This window comes from Methanocalculus taiwanensis (assembly GCF_024372745.1).
GTDB classification, from domain to species: Archaea; Halobacteriota; Methanomicrobia; order Methanomicrobiales; family Methanocorpusculaceae; genus Methanocalculus; species Methanocalculus taiwanensis.
Genome location: NZ_VOTZ01000002.1, coordinates 165,106 through 186,132, shown reverse-complemented (window position 1 = coordinate 186,132; position 21,027 = coordinate 165,106). Strand labels below are relative to the sequence as shown.

Sequence of the window (21,027 nt, the reverse complement as noted above, 5' to 3'; positions counted from 1 at the left end):
AAAAAAATTTAAAGTTCATGGTACTTCCCCACATAGACATATGCAATCTTTGCTGCATCTGCGGCATCAACAACACCATCTCCATTAAAATCTGCCTCAAGATCTACGGTGATAAGCCCGGCCGCCATATAGGCAACCCGTGCGACATCCCCAATATCGATCCTGCCGTTGTCATTGAAATCACCCCGCATACGTACCCGGAGTGATCCATCATCAACAATAACAAATGGCTGCACGTCACCGGATACACCTCCGCTGAACTCCGATCTGGTATAGGTGATTGGACATGATCCGATCTTCTGTTCTGCAGCAAATACCAGATCAATAATCTGCATCGGCTCAGCACCCTGATCGATTCCTGGTTGGAGTGTCATGGAGAGGTTGAGTTTTCCGGTGGTGTTGTCAATCTCTGTCACAAATCCTTCAACTTTGTTCTCAACCGATGCATTCGGGCGAACTGCGGTGAGCTGTACCAGCGTCTGATCAAATGTCAGGTTCAAACCAACTGCAGTCATATTCTGCATATTGGAAACAGACACTCCGGTTGTCCTGTTCATGCCTGTCGGGATCACAGAATTTCCGGCCATGATCGTCGTTGGCTGGAGGACGGTGATGTAGCCCGCCTTTGTGGTGGTGTTCTGCCCCTGTTCATTTGTAGCAGTCAGGCTGACGGTGTAGACACCATGATTCTGATAGATCTTCGTTGGGTGCCGTTCAGTTGAGTTTGTTCCATCCCCGAAGTTCCATGTCCATGATGTCGGAACTCCCGTTGAAGTATCGGTGAACCTGACGGTCAGGGGGGCAGGGCCAGTGGCTGGCACACCAATGAAGTTCGCAACAGGTGCAACCGGCTCAGGGGGTGTATCCTGGATGGTGTAGCCGGACTGTGTCGTAAAGACGCGGTCAGGCGTTCCGCCGCCGATCTCCCACCAGACCTGGCTGTTCTCAGGCACATACATCTTCAGGGTGGCACTGCCATCGGGACCGGTTGTCTGGATATCCGCTGCGCCGAACATATCGGTGTATATGCTCTCAGATGTGCTCATTGTAGAAGAACTGGCTAAGTCGCCAAAAAAGCCGGTCATGTACCTGTCCGGACCAACAGTATCATAGACGAGATATATCGGCACTCCAGATGCTCCATCTGCCATCTGGACATTGACATTGATCCAGCCTGCATGCTCTGCAAACTCAGGTGGCGGGTTTGCGATTGTAAGCGGAGTTGCACCAAGGTACGTGGAGTAAACCCACCAGTTCCCCTGGCTATAGCCGCCACGCCAGAACCAGTCCTTCACGGCAACGGTGGTCTCGTATGCGCCATATGGGACGGTCTCCGCAAAGAATCCTGTTCCAGTCAAATATGATGACAGGAGTGATGCAGACGCACCCCACCACTGGGAGCCCATATAGCTCTCGACAACACCGGTTCTGGAAACCTCAAAGATTCCTGGCATCGGGATCGGCTCACCATCCGGGGTGTAGACGGCAGTTCCTGCCCGGAGCACCCCGGAGTTTCCACTATCAGTAAACTCGCCGGTGATGGTCACCCATTCGTATGGCGGGGAGACATAGGTATAGCTGTAGGCATCCCCGGAGAGGCCGACCACCTGGAGTTGATTGTACCCCCATGCATCCTCGAACCTGATAACCGCAGGCAGGGTTGCATGTCCATACCCGTCAGATCCGGTTGTCACGATAGCCGAGGAATCGCTTGTATAGAGATACACTGTTCCTGCGACAGGCTCTCCTGCCTTGTTCTGAAGATAACAGGTGAGATTCATCTCGGTTCCTGGAGCGATGCTCCGTGCATCCTCTGCAAAGGCACCCTTCCAGTCACCAGAGATGAAGAGATCGCGGTTGGGCTCAACCAACGGGGCACTCGGATGGAACTCAAAAGGCCAGGGATCCACTATGATGAGAGCCTGATACTCAGATAATTCTGAGTATGGTCCGTTATGGTCGTCATCATCATACCAGTGTGAGAGTACAACTCCCAGGTATGCGCCATCCGGCACCGGCACGGTCACCTTCCCGATTCCGTTCTTTGTTTCATATGGAATTAACCGGGTATTTTCCTGCATATTCTGGATCTCGGCAAAGAGATCGGCATATTCCGGCGTCAGCTTCTGTATCATGCCTGATAAGAGTTCAGCAGTCTGATCGGGGAACTGCAGGGAGAGAGCTTTGACATCCACCTCATAGAGCCAGACGACCGGAAGTTGGAAGATCCCGTCCGGTACAGGCTGCGCATCAAGGAACGTATACTGTTTCACAAGAAGTGTTGCATTCCCTTTCTTCTCTGCGATTGTGACGGAGGGTTTCACTTCCTGATTGACAAAATCATTAGTATTGACATTAATATCTCCATAGAAGCGGGCCTGTGTGAGATTTGCAACTGGAGCAAGTACAATCTCTGCCCGGTTTGTTTCCATCCCCGAGACATTAAACGCCTTCTCAATTGTCCCATTCACCGGGGTGATTGTCTCATTGAGATATTCAACCCAAACTGGTTGTTCCTGGCCAAAGATCGAAGCGCTGATCACCATCCGCACATCCCCTGCATATGGATCCAGAGTCTGCGGATCGACAAGAGTGTACTTTATAGGGACAGTCTCATTTGGAACCGTATAATAGTCTTTATTCACGGTATCAAAGAGAAACAGTTCCCTTGGACTGGCAGTAGTGCGGGTCATGATTGAGCCACTCACGGAATTCCCGTAGGCATCCCGGACATCATACGAATAGCTTCCGGATGCATTTGGCACAAATGATGCCGTCGCCATACCATGGGCATTTGTTACATTTGTTGTGTTCAGGAACTCCTGCTGGCCACTCCAGATTCTGAAGTGGATATTTTCACCATCAAGTGGTGTCCCGTTCCACGAGATCGCGGTTATCACATTCGGCTCACCCATCTTCAGATTGCCAAATCCGAACCCGGCATGCAGCATGGGTGCATCATATGTGGGTGGAACAAGCGGCGTCACTTCTTCGATTGCCGCCCAGGCACTTACCCTGCCATATCCGTAATCATAGTCCGGGCCCTCAGGGCCGAGATCGACTGCCGTCTCAGTGATGATCGTCTTCACGTCATTCGGAGAGAGCGTGCTGTTTGCCTGGAGTAGCAATGCGGCAATTCCGGAGACATGAGGGCATGCCATCGAGGTGCCGGACATATACGTATATCCGCCATTGACTGAAGTGGAGAGGATATACTGTCCTGGTGCTGTCACATCCGGTTTAATACGCAGATTATTACCCCATCCCGCTGGACCGCGGCTGCTCGAAAAAGCGATATAATCCTGACTTTGTCCAGTCGCACCAACAGCAATCACCTTCTCTGCAGCTGCCGGGGCGCCGATGCTCCGGAGACCATATTCTCCTTTATTGCCAGCGGATGTCACAAAGACCGTGCCATTTTCAACGATCCTGTTTGCAGACTGGGACGTGAGGCTGGTCCCGTTATCTGCATAGCATATGAGCCATTCATAATAGATCTCATCACTATCACTGATCCGGCTCCAGCCACCTTCAGCGGGATCTGCAGTCCATCCTGCATCTCCGGATGCATCATCATAGAATCCGATCTCGGGGATTGCCATCCAGTCGATGAACCATCCATCCCATATAATACTGGAATCGGTCTCATATCGTAACCGGAGATCGAGATACGTCGGCCCGGTAGTCTGCTCGACACTGTATGGCCCGATTGGTGGCATCGGTCCAGGTGGTGGGGCCTGACCCAGAACGAAAGGTGTGAGATTAACCGAATAAACTCCGCTTCCCCGACCATTCAGAACAAGGAGTGGGAACCATTGCTGTGACTGAGTATCCAGCACCTCCACATAGCCATAATCATATGAGGTTTCCATGGCATATCTGGTGGAGATATTGAATGTGAGGGATTCAAGGCCCTCCATATGATCTGTCAGGTTAAATCTCTGGTACAGGATATTATTCAGGTCATACCCTGTTCCTGAATGCCATATTTTTTCGCTTGTATTCAGTGAAGGATTTTGGATAGTGAGTGTCCATTCACCTGGAGCAAGGGCAGCATTACCAATATATTTGAGCATACCCCATTCCGGAGGACATGGTGTATCATACCAGTCACAATCGACACCCTGATAGACCGAACCATTTGGCTGGCGCATGGTGATTTCAAGTTCCTCATTATTTCGTGACTCCAGCCAGAGAAGGATAAACGTCGGATCAAAGCCATCATTAAAATTGGACACGTTTATGGGAATATCAATACCTTCAGAGCTATCCAGCACAATTTCATCCCAGTCAGAGTCAAAACCAATTGCTCCCCCACTATATGAGATCACATCCGCTCCCAGTTCAACAGCTTTCTCAAAACCCGCAAGAACAGTAGAGGTATTTCCGGATCCACCCGAATTAAAAACCTTTACCCCAATCAGGTCAGCACCCGGTGCAACCCCTGTGTAGATACCACCTGCGCCCATCCCGGCAACGGTGCCTGCACAGTGTGTGCCGTGGCCATGATCATCATAGGGATCGGTGCGGCTGTTGACGAGATCTGCCCAACCGACGATCTTTCCGGCAAGATCCGGATGATCGGCCTTGATCCCGGTATCGATAACCGCGACTGTTACCCCGGTTCCGTCAAACCCGTTTGCCCAGACCTCAGGCGCTTCGATCCAGGAGACGCCCCAGGCAATGTCTTCTTCATAGGGGTAGGCCGGATCGATCCATTCGATCTCATTGTCAGTTGCAGGCCTGAAGAATCGCATACGGCGGTCACCATTCTCTGCCAAACCAGTGTCTTTGGTGAGATCCAGGGTAACGATCCGATCAGGCACTACCCGGGCCACATCCGGCCGGGCGGCGACCTGCTTCACCTGCTCTTCGGTGAGGGTCGCGGCAATCGCATTCACCGACCAGAGAGATCTCGGCTCATCCACACTCATCCGATTGACAGATGAGATGATATCCCGTTGCGATGCTTCAGCAAAAGCATTCAGTTCGAGATAATCCGCATCATCAGCGGGTCGGTCTTTCATTACAATTATTACATGCTGCGGTTCACCGGCAAATGGTGCTGCAGCCACTGTTCCAGCTGTTAGCAGCAGAATCAGTGCCAGAGAGAGAATAAGGAAACGTGTGTCCATTCCGATCACACTCAGACCTATCTCTACTTCTCATTAGATTTAATACATATGATCTGGAAAAATGGATAAGAAACCGTATTGCTATTGGTTTCTTCGATATAGAAGGATAGCGGCGAGAATAATCGGGAGAGCGGCCACCGGTGCCGGTGCCGGGGTTGCATCCGGAACTCCTGGCAGAGGTGATTCCCCTGGTTGTTCTTCAGTTGCCGGCGTAGCTGAAAGAGATGGTTCGGCTGGTATCTGCGTTCCTGCAGGTTGCGTAAATGGCTGTTCAGGGACTGCTGGTATCTCTACGGTATCTTCGGGCAGGGTGAAGGTTCCGGGATCATATGAGGAGCCTGATGATGCCTCATAGTATGATGGAACCGCGGTTGCCGGCGCGTTCGGTGTTATCGTGCTTGTGACGGTGCCGCTCTTCACCTCATCAAAAGTGATGGAGGCAAATGCAGGAAAATCACTCCAGCGTGCATCTGTCAGCGAAAGTGTACTTGTTCCGGAAGCAACAGGAGAGAATGCTATCTCAACAACGCCTGCCGGTTCCTGTATCGTCACCGGATCAGGGAATATGATGAGCACACGTGCGGCCCCGGCGACATTCGTATTCGTTGTCATCGAAACACCTTCGTATCCGGCTGCTTTCCTGATCCCGGCGATACTCACAACTGCCGGATCGTAGGTGAGATCGAACTGGAGGCTTGTTGCAGATGCAATTTCCGCAACATGTACCTGGAGATAGGATCCGTCTGCATTCCCCGAGTCGATCTCCATTACTGTTGCAGCATGAGCTGATCCAATAATACAAAATGAGGCAACAAGCAGTAATAGTACTGTCCGTTCTTTCATACAGACAGTTCGGCACTTTCTAAGAGAAATAACTACCGTCCCCTCAGTATTATTCTTTCCAAATCAAAACAATTCAAGGTACTCTCCCATAATGCACCAGCCAATCACCACCCTTTTTCAGATCCCAGGATAGATTACTAGTGATGCCACCAGAGCCAGCTGATATCGTCGTTGATCTGCTTAACCCAAAATTAATCCCAATCGACCTGAAAGTCGCTCTGTTGTGGATTATTGGCACTATCGGCTGCATCTATATCCCGATTTTACAGGATACCCCGCTCCGGGTGGTCTTTGCGCTCCCTTTCATCCTCTTTATCCCCGGCTACCTCTTAATCGCAGCCCTCTTCCCATCAGATGACGACCTCGACTGGATCGAGCGGATCGCACTCTCTTTTGGCCTCTCAATAGCAGTCGTCCCATTAATCGGCCTTGGCCTGAACTACACACCCTGGGGTATCCGGCTTGATCCGATCGTCACCGCGCTTGTTTTCTTTGCCCTTGCAATGGCTGCAATCGCGGCATACCGGCGCCTGATCCTCCCGGAAGAGAAACGCCTGCGGATCCCACTCAGAGAGGTGAAGGACGGGATCCGTGATGAACTTTTACCGGAAGAGAGCACCCGCCTTGACCGCGCCCTGAGTATCATCCTGATCGCAGCAATCATCCTTGCAATAGGGACCACCATCTATGTGATCGTCGTTCCAAAGGAAGGGGAGAAGTTCACGGAATTTTATATCCTCGGAGAGAAGGGGAAAGCGGCAGATTATCCGACGAACTTCCGCGCAGGCACTGAGCAGTTTGTGATCATCGGGATCGGCAACCACGAATACAGAAACGTCACCTATACTGCGATGATCTATGGGTTTAACCAGCAGTTCGATACGAAAACAAATACTTCACGTATTCTCTCATCTGTTCCGATAGGATCTTTCACAACAGAGATTGCTCATAATGAAACTGTTGAACAACGGTTCAACTTCACGATTCGGGATACAAAGATCAACCGGATACAGTTCCTCCTCTTTGATGAAGCCCTCCCCAAACCCGGTCTTTCCCCGGCAGAGCTTGTGAATAGCAGCTATCGTGATCTCCATCTCTGGATCAGTGTCGGGAGAGCTGCCTGATCAGGTGAGAGAATTGATTATGGGGAGTCGATCACATCCCCTGCTCATAACGCCTGAGAGTGATTGTGATCGTGCGGCTCTCGGGGGAGAGGACGATCCTATCATAGCACCAGGCTGATTTCGTTGCATCGGCAAGGATAACGCCGATCAGTCCGCAGGCAGCGCACGGAAACATCGTGCAGCATTTCGGTGATTCAGCCTGGGTTATCATGCATTCTCCAAAAAGGTGATAACCGCTGATCTCAATTACCAGATCGTCCCCCTCAATCGAGGTTGCCATTGTCTCAGCGAGTTCGCTTGCAACCGTCAACACTTCGCGGATGGCAGAGAGCGATGCTTCGACACCATCCGGTGTGGTGAGCCCATACTCTTTGCGGAGATGATCCCAGAGCGGGAGAGCGAGTGGAGGTATAGTTACACCAACTGATCCCTCCTGTAGGACAAGTGATGTCTGGAGAGCTCCATTTGGGATCTTTGAAGCACCTGATGCATTGAACTGGATAATACTCTCACCCTCCGGCAGAATGACAGCATCGCCATCCACCCCGAGATCTGCGGAAATACGGGCAAGGCCGATTCGGCACCCCGGAGTAAGCCGCTCAGCGATATCGGGTGCTATCGTCCCTCCACGGTGAAATGTCAGGAGGAAGATACCTGCAATAAAACAGGCAAACCCGCAGAGCACCAGCGTGGCACTGGTCATATCTGCGCGGTCAGTGAAGAAGACGAGGGCGAAGGAAGCTGCAGCTGCGATAAAGAGTGCAAACGATGCTTTCGCCTCATCTGAATCACCGGGATGCCGGACAGTCTGGATCAGATCTCGAAACTGATCTGAAAAATATGAGACGAGTGGCTGGAGCTGTTTGTGTGGATTTGGTACCTTCATGTATGTTCCCCCCTGACCCAGCGGTGCAGGGAATATTCATAAAGATAGATACTACCACCACCAACTCCGGATCCGGCAATGACGATGAGTGCGGCGATGAATGGATCCATTATCGGCAGAACGAGCAGGATCAGGAGAAGGCCTGTAATCAACAGAGCAAGAGAGAGATACCAATCCCCTGTCAGGAAGAGATCTGATCCGCATGTTGATGCAATCAACAGGAACATCAGGATGCCCGAGAGGATTGGGGCGAGGTATCCTGCAGCTACCACACAGGGCACCCCTAAACAGAGTTCCAAAACCGCTCCCTCACCTGTTCGCCTGGCATATACCATCCCGGATACCGCAACCAGCCAGGCTATCCAGAGGAGAGGGTCGAGGAAGATGAGGGCGGCACCGGAGATGCCAAGGAAGATACCCCGGAGCAACAATTCTCTTTCCATCTCAGATCACCTCGATAGTATCGATCGGAAAGGCACCTGGACGAATTGATACTGCACTATGCGCGGGAATTCTCAGGTGGACAGAGAGCCCGATCCGCCTGGCAGCCCGTGCCACCATACCAAGATGGCTGGTATCGCCATCTGCTGCACTGAAGAGTAACACAGCAGTTCCCTTCGTTCTGGCAAAGGCACGGATACATTCAGCTTCAAAGGAGGGTATGCCACGGTTCTGGATCACCGCATCATACCATGTGTGGAGTGGCGAGCCCGCCGGGAGGGAGAGCTTCACTCTCCTTGAATCGGTCTCTGACAGATAGTGATAGAACTGGTTCCAACGGGCAGTTGGAGGGAGATCGCGGATAGCCGCCAGCAACCGGGATGCCTGCCGCTCATCGGGCAGAAACCGGATCACATTCCCTCCTGCAATCGCAAGCAGCGAGACGGAATGGGATAACTTTAATGAATCTTCGGCAGCACCGGCAGCAAATCCGATCAGTTGTTCTGCGATAGTAAAATCAAGAGGCATATCAAGTACCACAACCGGGATCTCGCCTGCCTGTGCATATGCCTCACGGATGGTGAGACGTTTTGTCTTTGCTGTTATCTTCCAGTCTATCTGGCGGGGATCATCTCCTGGCATATACTCACGAAATGATCTGACCATGGTTCCGGATGATGATATGAGCCTGCGTGAGGTTGATTCTCCATATCCTAAGGATTCTCCATTCAGGACAACCGGGGATCCCCGTGGCTGAACCTGAACCTCGGGCATACAATCTTCCGGGCGGGTGAAGATGATAGCCGTCGAGAAGAAGCGATCACTCATCTCCAGAGTTGCCCCATGGAAAGAGATGGTGCCGCGGGCACGTGCCTGTATCCGGTACGTGAGTTCTGATGTCTCGCCAACATCAAACACCGGGTTATCGGGGACTTCAAAACCAGGACCCGGCATGTCATGTATCGAGATGAGAGATGAATGCGGTTGATCCAGGTCTGCAGAGAGGGTGACTGTAATAATTCCGTATTGCCTGACGATGAGGTTATCACAGTGACGTTTCAGATGGAATGTCGCAATAACCTGTTTTTCGGCTTTGAGGAAGAGGATGGCACGGGAGAAGAGGAAGAGCAGCAGTACCGATCCGGTAACAACTGCCGGCGTACTAGCCATCGCCCCGCCGCCAACGATGGTGAGGAGGCCAGCTGCCAGTAACGCACGGGAGAGGGGGGTTGGAAGCACCTCAGGGCACCTCGACAGACCGGATAATCTCATTGATGACCGCTTCGAGTGTAATTCCGGCGATCTCAGCTTCCCGGCGAAGAATCAAGCGGTGATGCAGTACATGGAATGCAATCTCCCTCACATCATCCGGGGTTACAAATGTCCTTCCGTTGAGTGCAGCGACAGCTTTGCTCCCTTTATAGAATGCAATCGATGCACGGGTGCTCGCCCCGAGACTGATATCTCCGTTCTGCCTCGTTGCAACAACCAGATCCCTGATATACATGGCAACCCGCTCCTCTATATGAATGGATTCGACACAGTTCCGAAGGAAGATGAGATCGACACCACCTTTGTGTTGATCGAGTGATGTTGCATAGGTGTCCCAGTTCAGTTTTCCTGAGTCCAGACGCCTGAGTACTTCCAGTTCGTCCTCGGAATTGAGATACTCGGAGATGAAACTATACATAAACCGGTCTTTCTGCGCCTCGATGAGTGGGAATGTCCCTTCAAACTCATACGGATTCTGGGTTGCCATTACAAAGAACGGGCTTGGCAGGGGGTGTGTTTCACCTTCTATTGTCACCTGCCGCTCGCTCATCACCTCGACAAACGCACTCTGTGTTCTCGGGTTCAGCCTGTTTAACTCATCGATTAAGAGAATATTCGAAAAAATAGGTCCTTTCCTGAGAACAAACTCTCCCTTTGACTGGTCATAGATCCGAAGGCCGAGGATATCAGCCGGCTGCGTATCGACTGCGCACTGGACACGGGAGAATGTATATCCGAGAATCTTTGCAAATGCCTTTACAATCGTCGTTTTCGCAGTTCCCGGAACCCCCTGGATCAGGATATGCCCGTCGGAGAGAAGTGCAATTGTAATCAGTTTTGTTAATTCATCTTTTCCAACAAGGTACTGATTAATAAGAGATCTGATCTCCTCAACTTTCCGGGGAATTTCTGGTATGGCTGTATCAGGCGTCATGGTTTTTCCTAGAGTATCTGTTTTCTGTATGCGACAATGACAAAGGCCATCAGGAGAAGTATGGCAACAATGGTACTTATTGGTGCGGATTTGACCTTATGAATGATGTATGCGGGCCCATCGGCATCAGCGGTTTTACCATAGACTGCATCCACACTCACCGTCCCATTGTAATCAAGCATATTTCTGAGGAGCTGTCCATTGTCGTGGAGCCGTCTGACCTGCTGCATCGTTGTGGCAAAGAGGCTTGCATCGGCGATCAGGATTATTTCTCCCGGATCCAGATCTTCATTGGCGATCAACGTATATCGGCCAAGCGATGCCCCGGCACCTGGCCTTCCGGTTCCTGTTGTGTCTACCCATGAGAGAACCGATGTCCTAACAAGCGGTGTTCCACCGGTAATGTGTGATGGCCTGTTAAAGGCGAGGGTTGAAATGCCTTCAAGGAGTGTGTGGTTTCCCGAAACCCTGGCAATGATCGTCCGTGTCGAGGCAAATTCCATATCAATACTGGATACATTGCCAGGTACTATGCGCATGCGGGATCCAAGTGCCTGAAGGAGCTGGTTTGCATCACCTTCTTCATCTGCAATGATGACTGTTCCGCCGCTCTTCAGTACCTGTTCTGCAACTAAGGATGGAGACGCGTCTTTTGGGGCGATAATGATGTAGCGGTCCGCGAAATCGGGTTCAGGTGTCCCGGGTGCGAGGATCTGCGCATCCATGCTGCTGGCGAGCGAGTAGAAGGCGGCTGTTCCTGACCACCCTGGATTGAAACGTGAGAGATCGGTTGTGGTTGCCTGGAGATGGGCGCCTGCTGCTCCCAGGGTTAGAAGGATGAGGATGATTGCGATCAGGATAGCCGGTCTCATCCACGCTCATCCCGGAGACGCTGGTAGGTATCCACAAGCCATTGCCGGTCCCCTGCATCAGGGATCTGCCCCCCGTACAGCACCAGTTCATAGGCTGCAAGCCATGCATGGAGTACTGTGTCTGCCGCCCTCGTCTGACGGATATCGCCAGCCGTTGCTGTCAGCGGATTCTCAATGCCCGCCTGTTGTGCGAGCCCCAGGAAGAGGGATCTCAGGGCTGCCGGGAGGTCGGATTCCTGCAGCTTGTGATATGCTTCAAGAGCTGGATCTGGTGCCTCTAATATACCATCAATTATAATCGTCTCTTCTTCAACATCTTCCAGCGGACTCTCTTCAGGCTCTTCAGGTTCAGGGGGGGTTTCTTCTATCTGAGTTGGGATCTCTTCGGGAAGCGGGGAAGCTGTACCTGTTGACCTGCGTTTCAGATAGAAGTAACCTGCCGCTCCTCCTACAAAGAGAGCCGTAATAATGAAGAGGTAAGTGTTATCTGGAGTATCTTCATCTTCATTCACTGGCTTCTTCTGGATAAAGGGTATCAGCGATGGTGGCTCTTCCGGGGTTTTGATAATGATCACCACTTCATCACTCTCGAACCTCTCAAGCGGATAGGCAGCCTCATCGAAGACGGCTACAATATGGTGTTTTCCGATAGCTAACTTCAGGGTGGTGACAAATCCGCCATTGGCATTTGTTGTCGGTGTTGCGATCTGTTTGCCAGCAGAGAGGATCCGGATAGGGGCCCCGGAGACTGGTCTATCTCTTGACATCAATTGGCCGGAAACTTGTGTTTCCCCGGTATGCTGAAGAATAAGGTTGGTTTCAGATCGGATCACCTGGAAACTTCTCACATCAGAATATGCCCCTTCCATAGTTGCATAAAGGGTATGCATCCCGGTGCGGATCTTGTCGATCTGATACTTATGCAGGAATGTTCCATCTGCTGCGGCAGTCAGGTTTATAAATGGACGGCTATCAAGATAGAGAGAGACAACGCGTTTATCTGTTCCCGTAATCCTACCGGATATGGTGAGAATATCTCCATAACGAACCTCGAACGGTTCGATCCCTAGGTGTAACCTGAGAGGTTCTTTTCGTGGGACCTCCCTCTGTATCACAACAGACCGCTCCTCCTGCTCCTCCTCAACATCCTCTGAGATCGTCTTAGTATTCCTGACACTCTCTTCATATGCCTCGGTTTTGACACCGAACTTTTCAGAGACGCTGACCATCTTCTCGCTCCGGCTCTCATATGATGCCACGGTCTCTTTGATCTTTGATTTGAGGGCTTCACCTTCGTACATGATCGAATAGAGCATATCCGGATTATCGGCATCGCGGTACTTGATCTCTAGCTGTTTCAGTTCAGAGAAACGCTGTGTGTCCTCAAAAAGAGCCATCAGATCATCTTTATTCTGGGCATTCAGCCGCTTCCATTCCTCAAGATCAGATTGCGACATATCAAGACGGATAACCAGGTTATCGAACTGGCGTGTCTGCGCAAGATACTGATCCAGATCCCGTTGGGCAGAATTGAAATCCTTTACATTCAGGTTCAGTACCAGTGTTCCGGAACTTGAGAAGATATCCTCCATCAGTGGAAGAATAACACCTGAGTTATCCTGTGTTGCCTGTCTGAGGACAGATACACGGTCATGGAGATCGGTCTCTGCATCCATCTTCGGCGTATAGAGGGCCGGGGTTGCTGTGTGGGGTAGTATCAGGAGAATGCAGATGCATGCCACCAGTGCTATTGCGGGGAGTCTGAGTGTTTGGGCTCTGCTCTTTTTCTTCATGAACTGAGGATCTCCATGACTTTATGGGCAACAATGGCGCCAAAGAGGATGACACCTGCTGCGATTACATACCGGAATCTACTCAGAAACCGTGGCCGTATGTGAACGGGATCGGCAAGCTCCGCGATCACCAGCATACTAATGAGGGTGAGTACAAAGATAATCTCAAGATCCGGGCTCTCTGCAAGGATCATGAAGAATATCACAATAAATATCCAGATACTGATGGCCGCTGCTGCGAGGTGCTTTGATCTGATGGGCATTGTTGGAGTACCTGTATCGAAGAATATCTATTTGCTACCCAATACTATAATACCCTGCGGTACAATCATAGAAATGATTGCTATGAGATCAATTCCATTGATGATACTGCTTCTTGCTCTGGCACTCGCAATGCCCGCAGGTGCATTTACAGCCGATAATCTTGCACTTTCTGTACAGGAGAACGGGGATGCCGATATCAGGTTCGATTACACACTTAACTGGATCGAGCGGTTTGCGGTCTTTTTACGGATCGCCAATCCCGCTGACGAGTTTAGATCAGCGCTTGAGCGGGCATACAAAAAACCGGTCGATGTGAAGTCTGTAAGTTCCGGTAGCGCCGTATTCAGGGTTGAGGGGCTGGCTTCTCTTAAAGAGTCTGAGGAAGGAGTTCGGTATTCTGTTCCTGCGCTTGATTTCTCTTATGCAGTTGTCGAGCTGGAGAAGTACTGGTTTGCACCACTTGTACAGGTCGATTTGACACCTGATCTCACCACACTCACCTTCCCTGATGGCCATACCGAGTCATTTGTCCAGGTCGCCGGAATTCCGGCAACCTCCCATACCATCTCTTTCTGAATGCCGGATACTCTATTCCTCCGATAGTGAACTCTCTCCTTTCTATTCTGATTCAGAAAACAAAGATTTTCGACTGTGCCTTATTAGAACCGGTTAACAGGTGCCTGAACCACAAAAGATTGCCCTCGCAGCTTCCCCATCTGCACGTGCTTCAATAGCTCTTCATGATGAGGGTGTTGCATCGGAATCGATTTCCGGCGGGATGGGAGATGCCGCATCTCACCGAAGTCTGGATCCGGCCTTTCTGATCCGGCGGAAGAATAGCCAGTATTAATGCCCTGTACAGACGATAATCTGATTGGATGTTCTTCTTCTTTCATCTGCTTGTGGGTGTGGCAACCGGTCTCTTTCTTTCAGAGGTCTTGAAGTCACGCCGCTGGTTTCTTCCGGTTGCAGTTGGGAGCATCCTCCCCGATCTGATCGATAAGCCGCTTGGGCATATCATCTTTGCCGAGACGATCGGGTATGGAAGAATTATCGGGCATTCGCTTATATTTCTAGTAATTATTCTCATTTTGGCGTTTTTCCAGTGGAAATACAGGGGTTCTATAATATGTTTTGGACTTGGTATCGGAGTTCTTCTTCACCTGGTGCTGGATTCGATGTGGGAGATCCCAAACACCTTCTACTTTCCCCTCTATGGCCCGTTTCCGATTGGTGATTACAATAGCTATTTCTACAGCTCTTTCTGGCGTGAACTGGCTTCTCCGCAGGAATGGCTGGCGTTTGTTCTGTTGATCGCAATCAGCATTCTGATCCTTGGAGAGTGGTTTGCCGGATCACGTACGCCCCTCTCATTTATCCGTCAGATCAGATGGCCCTGCATGACAGCCATCGGGATGGGGACAATCGGGATTGGTATTTTTGTGCTCGTTCGCCTGGATTCGATCGGATCCAGCCTTTTTTACCCAATCGTCTCGGGTGGAGATCCCTTCATCTGTGCACTCGCCCTCATCTGGTGCGGGTTTGTATTTCTCTTACTGCCGCTTCTCCATCTCAGCCGGGGCGAAGATAATCCTTGAGTGAAGCGTTCTTTCAGAGGTTTTTTCATTGACAAAATCCAAATTAATCTCCATGCGCTATCTCATCACCGGCGGTGCCGGGTTCATCGGCTCGAACCTGGCAGATCACCTGGCAGAGGATCATGATATCACCATTATCGATAACTTCGCAACCGGCAGATCCGCGAATGTGGCTGATCTCCGTGAGCACAAAAATGTCACCTTCATTGAAGGGAGCATCACCGATATTGAGCTGATGCAGGAGATTACCCGCGGTGTTGACGGTATTTTTCACCAGGCGGCGATCCCATCTGTCCCCCGCTCTGTGAAGGATCCCCTGACGACGAATGAAGCGAATATAACCGGCACACTGGTGCTGCTCCATGCGGCAAAGGAGAATGGTGTCCGGAAGGTAGTTACCGCATCTTCCTCCTCGGTATATGGGGATACCCCGACCCTGCCGAAGGAGGAGGGGATGAGTCCAAACCCCCTCTCCCCCTATGCGGTCTCAAAGCTTGCAGATGAGTACTATGGGAAGGTCTTTTATGAATTGTATGGGATTCAGACGGTCTTTCTCAGGTACTTCAATGTCTTCGGGCCGCGGCAGGATCCATCATCCGAGTACGCTGCGGTGATCCCGAAGTTTATCACCCGGCTGCTTGAGGGGAAACCGCCGATCATCTATGGCGACGGCGGCCAGACCCGGGACTTCACCTTCATCAAAGATGTCATCCAGGCGAATGTGAAGGCGATGGAGAGCGAAGCAACGGGTATATACAACATCGCCTGCGGAAAGCGGATCAGCTTAAACGAACTCGCGGAGATCCTGATGAAGATCATCGGCACCCATGCAAAACCGACCTATGAGCCGATCCGGGAAGGAGATATCCGTGATTCCCTGGCGGATATCTCACGGGCTAAAACAGCTTTTGAATATGAACCTGCATATACGCTGGAAGAAGGGCTTGCTGCTACGGTTGCATGGTTTGTGGAGCAGCATGCGCACTAGCAGGGTACGGAGGAGCACTAAATCCCTCAGGATGTAAGATTCAGGGGTGGGCGCCACCTCTGGATGTCGTGTATCCCCCTGATACTATCTGACGGAACAAATCGGCCGGGTTCTGTACGTAAGGGTCGCTGATCTACTCGTCCGGGATACATGACCTTGATTCCTGTCAATGTCAACAAGCGCTTTCAGGTCGATTCCATCTCTCTCTATACACTCATTTCTAAAAGCTCCTCGGAGTAGCCTGAGAAGAAAATTGGCTTAAGATTATTATTATACACAGAAACGCAGGTTCTTGTATCCTGAAGTATGAGATCTATCTGCAATGAAGGTCATCCTTGGCGTCGGAAATACGCTCCTCTCAGATGATGGTGTCGGTTGTTTCATCGCTGAAAGATTTGATGGAAATGATACTTATTCTTCAGATGGCTGGATACCCTTCTGTGGTGGAACAGCTCCCGAGAACTTCACCGCCCCGATCCGCCGTTTGGAGCCGGACATGCTTATAATTGTGGATGCCGCTGATATGGGTCTTCCCGCAGGCAGTATCCGGATCATCCCTCCCGATCAGATCGATGATACGAGTATCGGTACCCATATGCTGCCGCTCTCGCACCTTATGAACTATCTCTCGCCTGATATCCAGACGATCCTCTTCATCGGGATCCAGCCTGCCACAACTGAGCCGGGCGAAGGGCTCTCGCTGGCTGTCCAAACCGCTGCTGAGGCGCTCATCGAAGTGCTGAAAAAAGGAGAGTCTGCCTCTCTGGAGAGGCTTTGATTATTCCACAATCTGGCTCTCGGCAAACCGGTCCTCTGTTGCGAGCAGGAACTCCGGACTCATGGTGAGGACACCTTTTGGGCATATGTCATTACACTGGGAACAGAAGATGCATTGTGCCACATAAATCCTGATCCGTTTCGTCTCAGGAATGAACTCGATTGCATGTGCGGGGCAGACCCGGATACAGAGATTGCATCCGATACAGCCGTCCCGGTCATAGACGATCTTGCCGCGGAAGTTTGGGGGTGTCGCAACCGGGGGGTTGATTGTGGCTTCACCAGCACCCACTTTTTTTAAGAATTCGGTCACTGATGGCGGGAGGAACCGTGCCGGGAAAGGGTTTGTCGCCGGTCTCTTGAAGACCTGCGCGAAGATCTCCCGAATCATCGGAAGAGCCATTTAGAACCACCCCCTAAGCACCGAATCAAGGATCACAAGCGAGAGCCCAAAGAGCCCGGCCACGCCAAGCCAGACCCAGAAGAGGGTGACGACGTGGGTGATCCTGAACCTGGCAAGCCCGGTCCTGATCACCGTAACCGAGAGGATCATCAGGAGAATCACCTTTGCAAAGAAGAATGCAGCATCTACTGTAAGGGCAACATAGCCTGTAAGCCCAAACAGTGGCGAGAGATTCCATGGGAAGAAGATTGCAACCGCAAGCCCGCCCATCACAAGCGTCTTCACACCCTGTGCAACGGTGAAAAGACCGAGGTTTTTGCCTGAATACTCGACAAGCACCCCACCGGCAAGTTCGGTCTCAGCTTCAGGTGTGTCAAAGGGGATCTTCGAGAGCTCGGCTGGTGAGACCCAGGCAAAGGTGAGGAGCAGAATGATGAGCCCCACCACCCCGAGGGGACCGACCAGTGACCAGATCGGGTTTGCCACAATACTGGTGAGTGCGAAGGGATCGGCAACTCCTGATGAATAGAGGAGCCAGGCAACCGCAATAACAATAGAAGCTAGCGGTAACTCGTATGCGATCATGCTCACCATCTCACGCTGTGCACCGACGGTTGCATACGGTGATCCGGAGGCAAACCCTCCTGCAACCATCGCAAGTGCGGGAACCGCGAGGAGGTACATCACCAGGATCAGATCGCCATAGCCGCCGAGGATCGGCATCATCGAGCCGATTGGGAGGTATAGAAGCACCACTATCGATGAGGCGAGCGCCACGATCGGAGCAGCATTGAAGAGCGACGGGATCGCATTCTCGGGGATGACATTCTCTTTTGAAAGTAATTTTTTCAGATCAATAAATGGCTGCCGGAGCGGAGGGCCGATCCGGGCCTGCATCCGGGCCGAGATCCGCCGGTCGATTCCAAGGAGGATGAGCCCAAGAGCAATTCCGATGATCGAGAGGCCGATTGCAGCCAGAATGGTAACCAGCAGTATATCCATACTCAGCATCCCTGTATCCTCCGTGTCTTCTCAACCGAGAGCTGATGGAGATCTTCCTTTGTCATCAGATCCCGCTTTGCACCACGGATAACGGCGACCCTGTCAGTGCAGGAGAGGCAGGGATCGATCGAGGCGACGATGATCGGAACATCGGCAAGCTGTTCGCCTTCGAGCATCGGTATCCACGAGTGGAGGTTGCTGTAGCTGGATGCCTTCACCTTCCACATGGCAGGAGCTTCATGGCCGTCCATCGCTACATAGTGGAGGCATTCGCCTCGTGGCGCTTCGTGTCGCCCGACCGCCTCACCCTGGGCCTTCTTGCAGGCAGATAACAACTTCGGCAGCTTCGGCTCCCAGAGTATCGGCCCTTCCGGCATCTCCTTTAGACAGGTCTCGATGATCTCAACAGACTGCGCAACCTCGAGCAGACGCACTACGATCCGGTCATATACATCCCCGTTGATATCACCCCCATAGGCAGTTGGCAGAATCGGGGAGATATCAAGATCACCATATGCCGAGTATGGATAATCCACCCGCACATCCTTTGGAACGCCGGATGCACGTGCGGTTGGACCGACTGTGCAGAGGTTCCGCGCCTCTTCAAACGATAGCAGGCCACAATCTTTGCACCTGATCGCAATTGTGGTATCCTTGAGGAAGAGATTCAGCATCTTCCCGAGGAGATCGCGATACCCGTCAAGGCATTTCTGAATAGTCGGGTGCTGTTCCGGAGTAATATCCCTTCTTACACCGCCCACCTGAATCAGACCGTAGTTCACCCGGTTGCCTGTGATGTATTCGATCACATCCATTGCCTCTTCGCGGACCCGCCATGCGAGATAGAAGAGGGTGTCAAACCCAAGTTCATGGGCCGCTACTCCCGCCCAGAGAAGATGGGACTGAATCCGCTCAAACTCGGCGATGATCACCCTGATGTATTCGGCATGTGCCGGGACTTCGATATCAACAATCTGTTCGATTGCCCGTGCAAATGCAAATGAGTGGGTGACACCGCAGATTCCGCAGATCCGATCGGTCATGTGGATGATCTGGATCGGGTTTCTCCGCATTCCCATCCATTCGATCCCACGGTGTGCCTGTCCGGGAGCAAAATCCGCTTTCTTGACGACCTCCCCTTCCATATCAAAGAGGAACTGCACCGGTTCTTTCAGTGCCGGATGTATCGGGCCAATCGGAACGACATATGGCGCTTTCTTTGTTGGAGTTCCTTCACTCATCCGACTTCACCTCCGCTTCAGGCTTTTTCCCTTCAGGCGGTGGATTCTCACCTTTCTTCTCTTCTTTCTTCACCTTTGTGTCTTCGGCACCGGCTTTTGGCTCTTCTTCTCTTTCGGTCACCGGTGGTGCCGGGCGATCAGTTGGCCGTTTCACCTGCCAGAGATGCTTGATCATAGAATCCGGAACGCCGGTCTCATCCTTTCTGAGCGGATACACCCCCTCGGGGAAGTCCTCTGGCAGGAAGAGGCGCCTTCCATCCGGGATATCCTGAATTGTTACACCGAACATCTCCTGCTTCTCCCGCTCGGTGAAGAGGGCTCCGGGTATGAGGTCACTGATGGTCGGGAGCACGAGGTCGTCTTTTGTCAGGGGAACTGTGAAGATCACCATGTACTCACCATGCCGCTCCCCGAAGTATATCGAGAAAATGTACTGCATGCGAAGCTCCTCTCCAACATCCCAGCCTGAAATGACCGAGAGGTGTGGATAGGAGATCTCCTTTAACATGGAGATTGCCGGCTTCAGTATATCACGGGTGATGGTCATCCAGATATTGGAATTCTGGATCTTCTTTACACCTTCTGCCCTGATCTGTATTCTTTGATCTGAGATCGATTTGCCAAATGCTGTGGTGAACCGGTCGATCAGTTCCTGTGGTGTCAGTATCGTCTCGTTCATTCTTCACCTCGTTCTATCCGTTCAAGTTTTGTGAGTGCGGTTACGACACCGTAGATGATCGCTTCAGGCCGGGGAGGACAGCCGGGGACATAGACATCCACAGGGATGACATCATCGACCGGGCCATCCAGGTTGTATGAATCATAGAAGACACCCCCGGACTGCCCGCATGATCCGATGCACATCACGACCTTTGGTGAAGGCATCTGTTCGTATACACGCCTAAGCCTCGGTGCCATCTTCTTTGTCACCGGTCCTGTAACGAGGAGGACATCCGCATGCTTTGGAGATCCAACCAGTCTCACGCCGAAACGTTCAGGATCATAGCGCGGGGTGATCGTTGCCACGATCTCGATATCACATCCATTGCAGGATCCGGTATTGAAATGGAATACCCAGAGCGATCGTTTGAAAGATGGAGAGAGTGTCATAGGAAGATCACCACCAGTGCGAAGACGGCAATAACAACACCGAAGTACCAGAGCATATAGTCATTCAGATCGCCCGTATGGAGGGGTATCAGGCGGGAATAATACCCTTTCAATCCTTCGGTGAATCCCCAGTAGAGGTTTCCACCACGGATATGCACCGCGTTTTTATCAGGCTCTGCATTGCCTGAGAGGTATGGTTTTACCTGTTCTGTCCCTTTCTGGTATGTTGAAACCCCGCTCCTCCAGATCAGGTATGCTACGATGAATGTGATCAGAAACGCCAGAATCCAGATGATCGGATTCCAGAATCCTGTTCCGGTAACAAGGGTTGCAGTAAAATCCAT

The 21,027-nt window shown here is 51.6% G+C and carries 21 protein-coding genes; 6 read left to right on the top strand and 15 right to left on the bottom strand.

The genetic code is table 11. From position 1 onward, the window contains the following. Window positions 1-8: 8 nt before the first annotated feature. Both FTO68_RS01880 and FTO68_RS01875 read right to left on the bottom strand, forming a co-directional pair. Entirely contained in the window at window positions 9-5,135 is a 5,127-nt protein-coding gene (locus tag FTO68_RS01880; protein ID WP_255331656.1) for a S8 family serine peptidase, read from the bottom strand. A gap of 81 nt (window positions 5,136-5,216) precedes the next feature. After that, window positions 5,217-5,978 carry a cohesin domain-containing protein gene (locus FTO68_RS01875; protein ID WP_255331655.1) on the bottom strand — a complete coding sequence of 254 codons (762 nt, stop codon included), beginning with the start codon at window positions 5,976-5,978 and terminating at the stop codon, window positions 5,217-5,219. Window positions 5,979-6,121: 143 nt separating this feature from the next. Here FTO68_RS01875 and FTO68_RS01870 point away from each other — a divergent pair, with 143 nt between their 5' ends. Beyond that, window positions 6,122-7,102, top strand: coding sequence for a DUF1616 domain-containing protein (locus tag FTO68_RS01870; protein ID WP_255331654.1), 981 nt, complete (start codon window positions 6,122-6,124; stop codon window positions 7,100-7,102). 31 nt (window positions 7,103-7,133) lie between these two features. Here FTO68_RS01870 and FTO68_RS01865 read toward each other — a convergent pair whose 3' ends face one another. The 7 genes from FTO68_RS01865 to FTO68_RS01835 are packed head-to-tail and all read right to left on the bottom strand — an operon-like array spanning window position 7,134 to window position 13,563. Continuing rightward, complete coding sequence (locus FTO68_RS01865; protein WP_255331653.1) at window positions 7,134-7,988, bottom strand: hypothetical protein; 855 nt, start codon at window positions 7,986-7,988, stop codon at window positions 7,134-7,136. Continuing rightward, window positions 7,985-8,431, bottom strand: a complete 447-nt coding sequence (locus FTO68_RS01860; RefSeq protein WP_255331652.1) for a hypothetical protein — start codon at window positions 8,429-8,431, stop codon at window positions 7,985-7,987. The genes FTO68_RS01865 and FTO68_RS01860 overlap by 4 nt, the downstream gene beginning before the upstream one ends. Before the next feature lies 1 nt (window position 8,432). Continuing rightward, window positions 8,433-9,701: a DUF58 domain-containing protein gene (locus FTO68_RS01855; protein ID WP_255331651.1), complete on the bottom strand. Its 1,269-nt coding sequence runs from the start codon at window positions 9,699-9,701 to the stop codon at window positions 8,433-8,435. Then, window positions 9,670-10,635 (bottom strand): AAA family ATPase, encoded by a 966-nt coding sequence (locus tag FTO68_RS01850; RefSeq protein WP_255331650.1) that lies wholly within the window; start codon window positions 10,633-10,635, stop codon window positions 9,670-9,672. Before FTO68_RS01850 ends, FTO68_RS01855 begins: the two co-directional genes overlap by 32 nt. Window positions 10,636-10,643: 8 nt before the next feature. Next, window positions 10,644-11,507, bottom strand: a complete 864-nt coding sequence (locus FTO68_RS01845) for a DUF4350 domain-containing protein (protein WP_255331649.1) — start codon at window positions 11,505-11,507, stop codon at window positions 10,644-10,646. Then, window positions 11,504-13,300, bottom strand: coding sequence for a hypothetical protein (locus tag FTO68_RS01840; RefSeq protein ID WP_255331648.1), 1,797 nt, complete (start codon window positions 13,298-13,300; stop codon window positions 11,504-11,506). The genes FTO68_RS01845 and FTO68_RS01840 overlap by 4 nt, the downstream gene beginning before the upstream one ends. Next, window positions 13,297-13,563, bottom strand: a complete 267-nt coding sequence (locus FTO68_RS01835) for a DUF8044 family membrane protein (RefSeq protein ID WP_255331647.1) — start codon at window positions 13,561-13,563, stop codon at window positions 13,297-13,299. Before FTO68_RS01835 ends, FTO68_RS01840 begins: the two co-directional genes overlap by 4 nt. Window positions 13,564-13,663: 100 nt before the next feature. Between FTO68_RS01835 and FTO68_RS01830 the strand changes: the two genes are divergently transcribed. The 5 genes from FTO68_RS01830 (at window position 13,664) to hycI (ending at window position 16,928) form a co-directional block, all read left to right on the top strand. Further along, window positions 13,664-14,140 (top strand): hypothetical protein, encoded by a 477-nt coding sequence (locus FTO68_RS01830; protein ID WP_255331646.1) that lies wholly within the window; start codon window positions 13,664-13,666, stop codon window positions 14,138-14,140. Between the two features lie 100 nt (window positions 14,141-14,240). Next, window positions 14,241-14,414 (top strand): hypothetical protein, encoded by a 174-nt coding sequence (locus FTO68_RS01825; protein WP_255331645.1) that lies wholly within the window; start codon window positions 14,241-14,243, stop codon window positions 14,412-14,414. A gap of 28 nt (window positions 14,415-14,442) precedes the next feature. After that, a complete protein-coding gene (locus FTO68_RS01820; RefSeq protein WP_255331644.1) occupies window positions 14,443-15,162 on the top strand; it encodes a metal-dependent hydrolase in 720 nt (239 codons plus the stop codon). Window positions 15,163-15,214: 52 nt separating this feature from the next. Then, complete coding sequence (locus FTO68_RS01815; RefSeq protein ID WP_255331643.1) at window positions 15,215-16,150, top strand: SDR family oxidoreductase; 936 nt, start codon at window positions 15,215-15,217, stop codon at window positions 16,148-16,150. 322 nt (window positions 16,151-16,472) lie between these two features. Further along, window positions 16,473-16,928 carry a hydrogenase maturation peptidase HycI gene (gene hycI, locus FTO68_RS01810; protein WP_255331642.1) on the top strand — a complete coding sequence of 152 codons (456 nt, stop codon included), beginning with the start codon at window positions 16,473-16,475 and terminating at the stop codon, window positions 16,926-16,928. Here the strand turns inward: hycI and FTO68_RS01805 are convergent, their stop codons facing one another. Genes FTO68_RS01805 through mbhI form a run of 6 tightly spaced genes read right to left on the bottom strand, consistent with a single transcriptional unit; the run spans window position 16,929 to window position 21,027 of the window. Beyond that, complete coding sequence (locus FTO68_RS01805; protein WP_255331641.1) at window positions 16,929-17,330, bottom strand: 4Fe-4S dicluster domain-containing protein; 402 nt, start codon at window positions 17,328-17,330, stop codon at window positions 16,929-16,931. Next, a complete protein-coding gene (locus FTO68_RS01800; protein WP_255331640.1) occupies window positions 17,331-18,332 on the bottom strand; it encodes a respiratory chain complex I subunit 1 family protein in 1,002 nt (333 codons plus the stop codon). Window positions 18,333-18,334: 2 nt separating this feature from the next. Next, window positions 18,335-19,573: a hydrogenase large subunit gene (locus FTO68_RS01795; RefSeq protein WP_255331639.1), complete on the bottom strand. Its 1,239-nt coding sequence runs from the start codon at window positions 19,571-19,573 to the stop codon at window positions 18,335-18,337. Then, window positions 19,566-20,252: an NADH-quinone oxidoreductase subunit C gene (locus FTO68_RS01790; RefSeq protein WP_255331638.1), complete on the bottom strand. Its 687-nt coding sequence runs from the start codon at window positions 20,250-20,252 to the stop codon at window positions 19,566-19,568. Before FTO68_RS01790 ends, FTO68_RS01795 begins: the two co-directional genes overlap by 8 nt. Beyond that, window positions 20,249-20,683, bottom strand: coding sequence for an NADH-quinone oxidoreductase subunit B family protein (locus FTO68_RS01785; RefSeq protein ID WP_255331637.1), 435 nt, complete (start codon window positions 20,681-20,683; stop codon window positions 20,249-20,251). The genes FTO68_RS01790 and FTO68_RS01785 overlap by 4 nt, the downstream gene beginning before the upstream one ends. Next, a complete protein-coding gene (mbhI, locus tag FTO68_RS01780) occupies window positions 20,680-21,027 on the bottom strand; it encodes a membrane-bound hydrogenase complex subunit MbhI (protein WP_255331636.1) in 348 nt (115 codons plus the stop codon). Before mbhI ends, FTO68_RS01785 begins: the two co-directional genes overlap by 4 nt.

Bases quoted from the DNA above. Each gene is read 5' to 3' on its own strand.
- FTO68_RS01880 (WP_255331656.1), bottom strand. From the start codon at position 5,135: ATGGACACACGTTTCCTTATTCTCTCTCTGGCACTGATTCTGCTGCTA.
- FTO68_RS01875 (WP_255331655.1), bottom strand. From the start codon at position 5,978: ATGAAAGAACGGACAGTACTATTACTGCTTGTTGCCTCATTTTGTATT.
- FTO68_RS01870 (WP_255331654.1), top strand. From the start codon at position 6,122: ATGCCACCAGAGCCAGCTGATATCGTCGTTGATCTGCTTAACCCAAAA.
- FTO68_RS01865 (WP_255331653.1), bottom strand. From the start codon at position 7,988: ATGAAGGTACCAAATCCACACAAACAGCTCCAGCCACTCGTCTCATAT.
- FTO68_RS01860 (WP_255331652.1), bottom strand. From the start codon at position 8,431: ATGGAAAGAGAATTGTTGCTCCGGGGTATCTTCCTTGGCATCTCCGGT.
- FTO68_RS01855 (WP_255331651.1), bottom strand. From the start codon at position 9,701: ATGAGATTATCCGGTCTGTCGAGGTGCCCTGAGGTGCTTCCAACCCCC.
- FTO68_RS01850 (WP_255331650.1), bottom strand. From the start codon at position 10,635: ATGACGCCTGATACAGCCATACCAGAAATTCCCCGGAAAGTTGAGGAG.
- FTO68_RS01845 (WP_255331649.1), bottom strand. From the start codon at position 11,507: ATGAGACCGGCTATCCTGATCGCAATCATCCTCATCCTTCTAACCCTG.
- FTO68_RS01840 (WP_255331648.1), bottom strand. From the start codon at position 13,300: ATGAAGAAAAAGAGCAGAGCCCAAACACTCAGACTCCCCGCAATAGCA.
- FTO68_RS01835 (WP_255331647.1), bottom strand. From the start codon at position 13,563: ATGCCCATCAGATCAAAGCACCTCGCAGCAGCGGCCATCAGTATCTGG.
- FTO68_RS01830 (WP_255331646.1), top strand. From the start codon at position 13,664: ATGATACTGCTTCTTGCTCTGGCACTCGCAATGCCCGCAGGTGCATTT.
- FTO68_RS01820 (WP_255331644.1), top strand. From the start codon at position 14,443: ATGTTCTTCTTCTTTCATCTGCTTGTGGGTGTGGCAACCGGTCTCTTT.
- FTO68_RS01815 (WP_255331643.1), top strand. From the start codon at position 15,215: ATGCGCTATCTCATCACCGGCGGTGCCGGGTTCATCGGCTCGAACCTG.
- hycI (WP_255331642.1), top strand. From the start codon at position 16,473: ATGAAGGTCATCCTTGGCGTCGGAAATACGCTCCTCTCAGATGATGGT.
- FTO68_RS01805 (WP_255331641.1), bottom strand. From the start codon at position 17,330: ATGGCTCTTCCGATGATTCGGGAGATCTTCGCGCAGGTCTTCAAGAGA.
- FTO68_RS01800 (WP_255331640.1), bottom strand. From the start codon at position 18,332: ATGGATATACTGCTGGTTACCATTCTGGCTGCAATCGGCCTCTCGATC.
- FTO68_RS01795 (WP_255331639.1), bottom strand. From the start codon at position 19,573: ATGAGTGAAGGAACTCCAACAAAGAAAGCGCCATATGTCGTTCCGATT.
- FTO68_RS01790 (WP_255331638.1), bottom strand. From the start codon at position 20,252: ATGAACGAGACGATACTGACACCACAGGAACTGATCGACCGGTTCACC.
- FTO68_RS01785 (WP_255331637.1), bottom strand. From the start codon at position 20,683: ATGACACTCTCTCCATCTTTCAAACGATCGCTCTGGGTATTCCATTTC.
- mbhI (WP_255331636.1), bottom strand. From the start codon at position 21,027: ATGGATTTTACTGCAACCCTTGTTACCGGAACAGGATTCTGGAATCCG.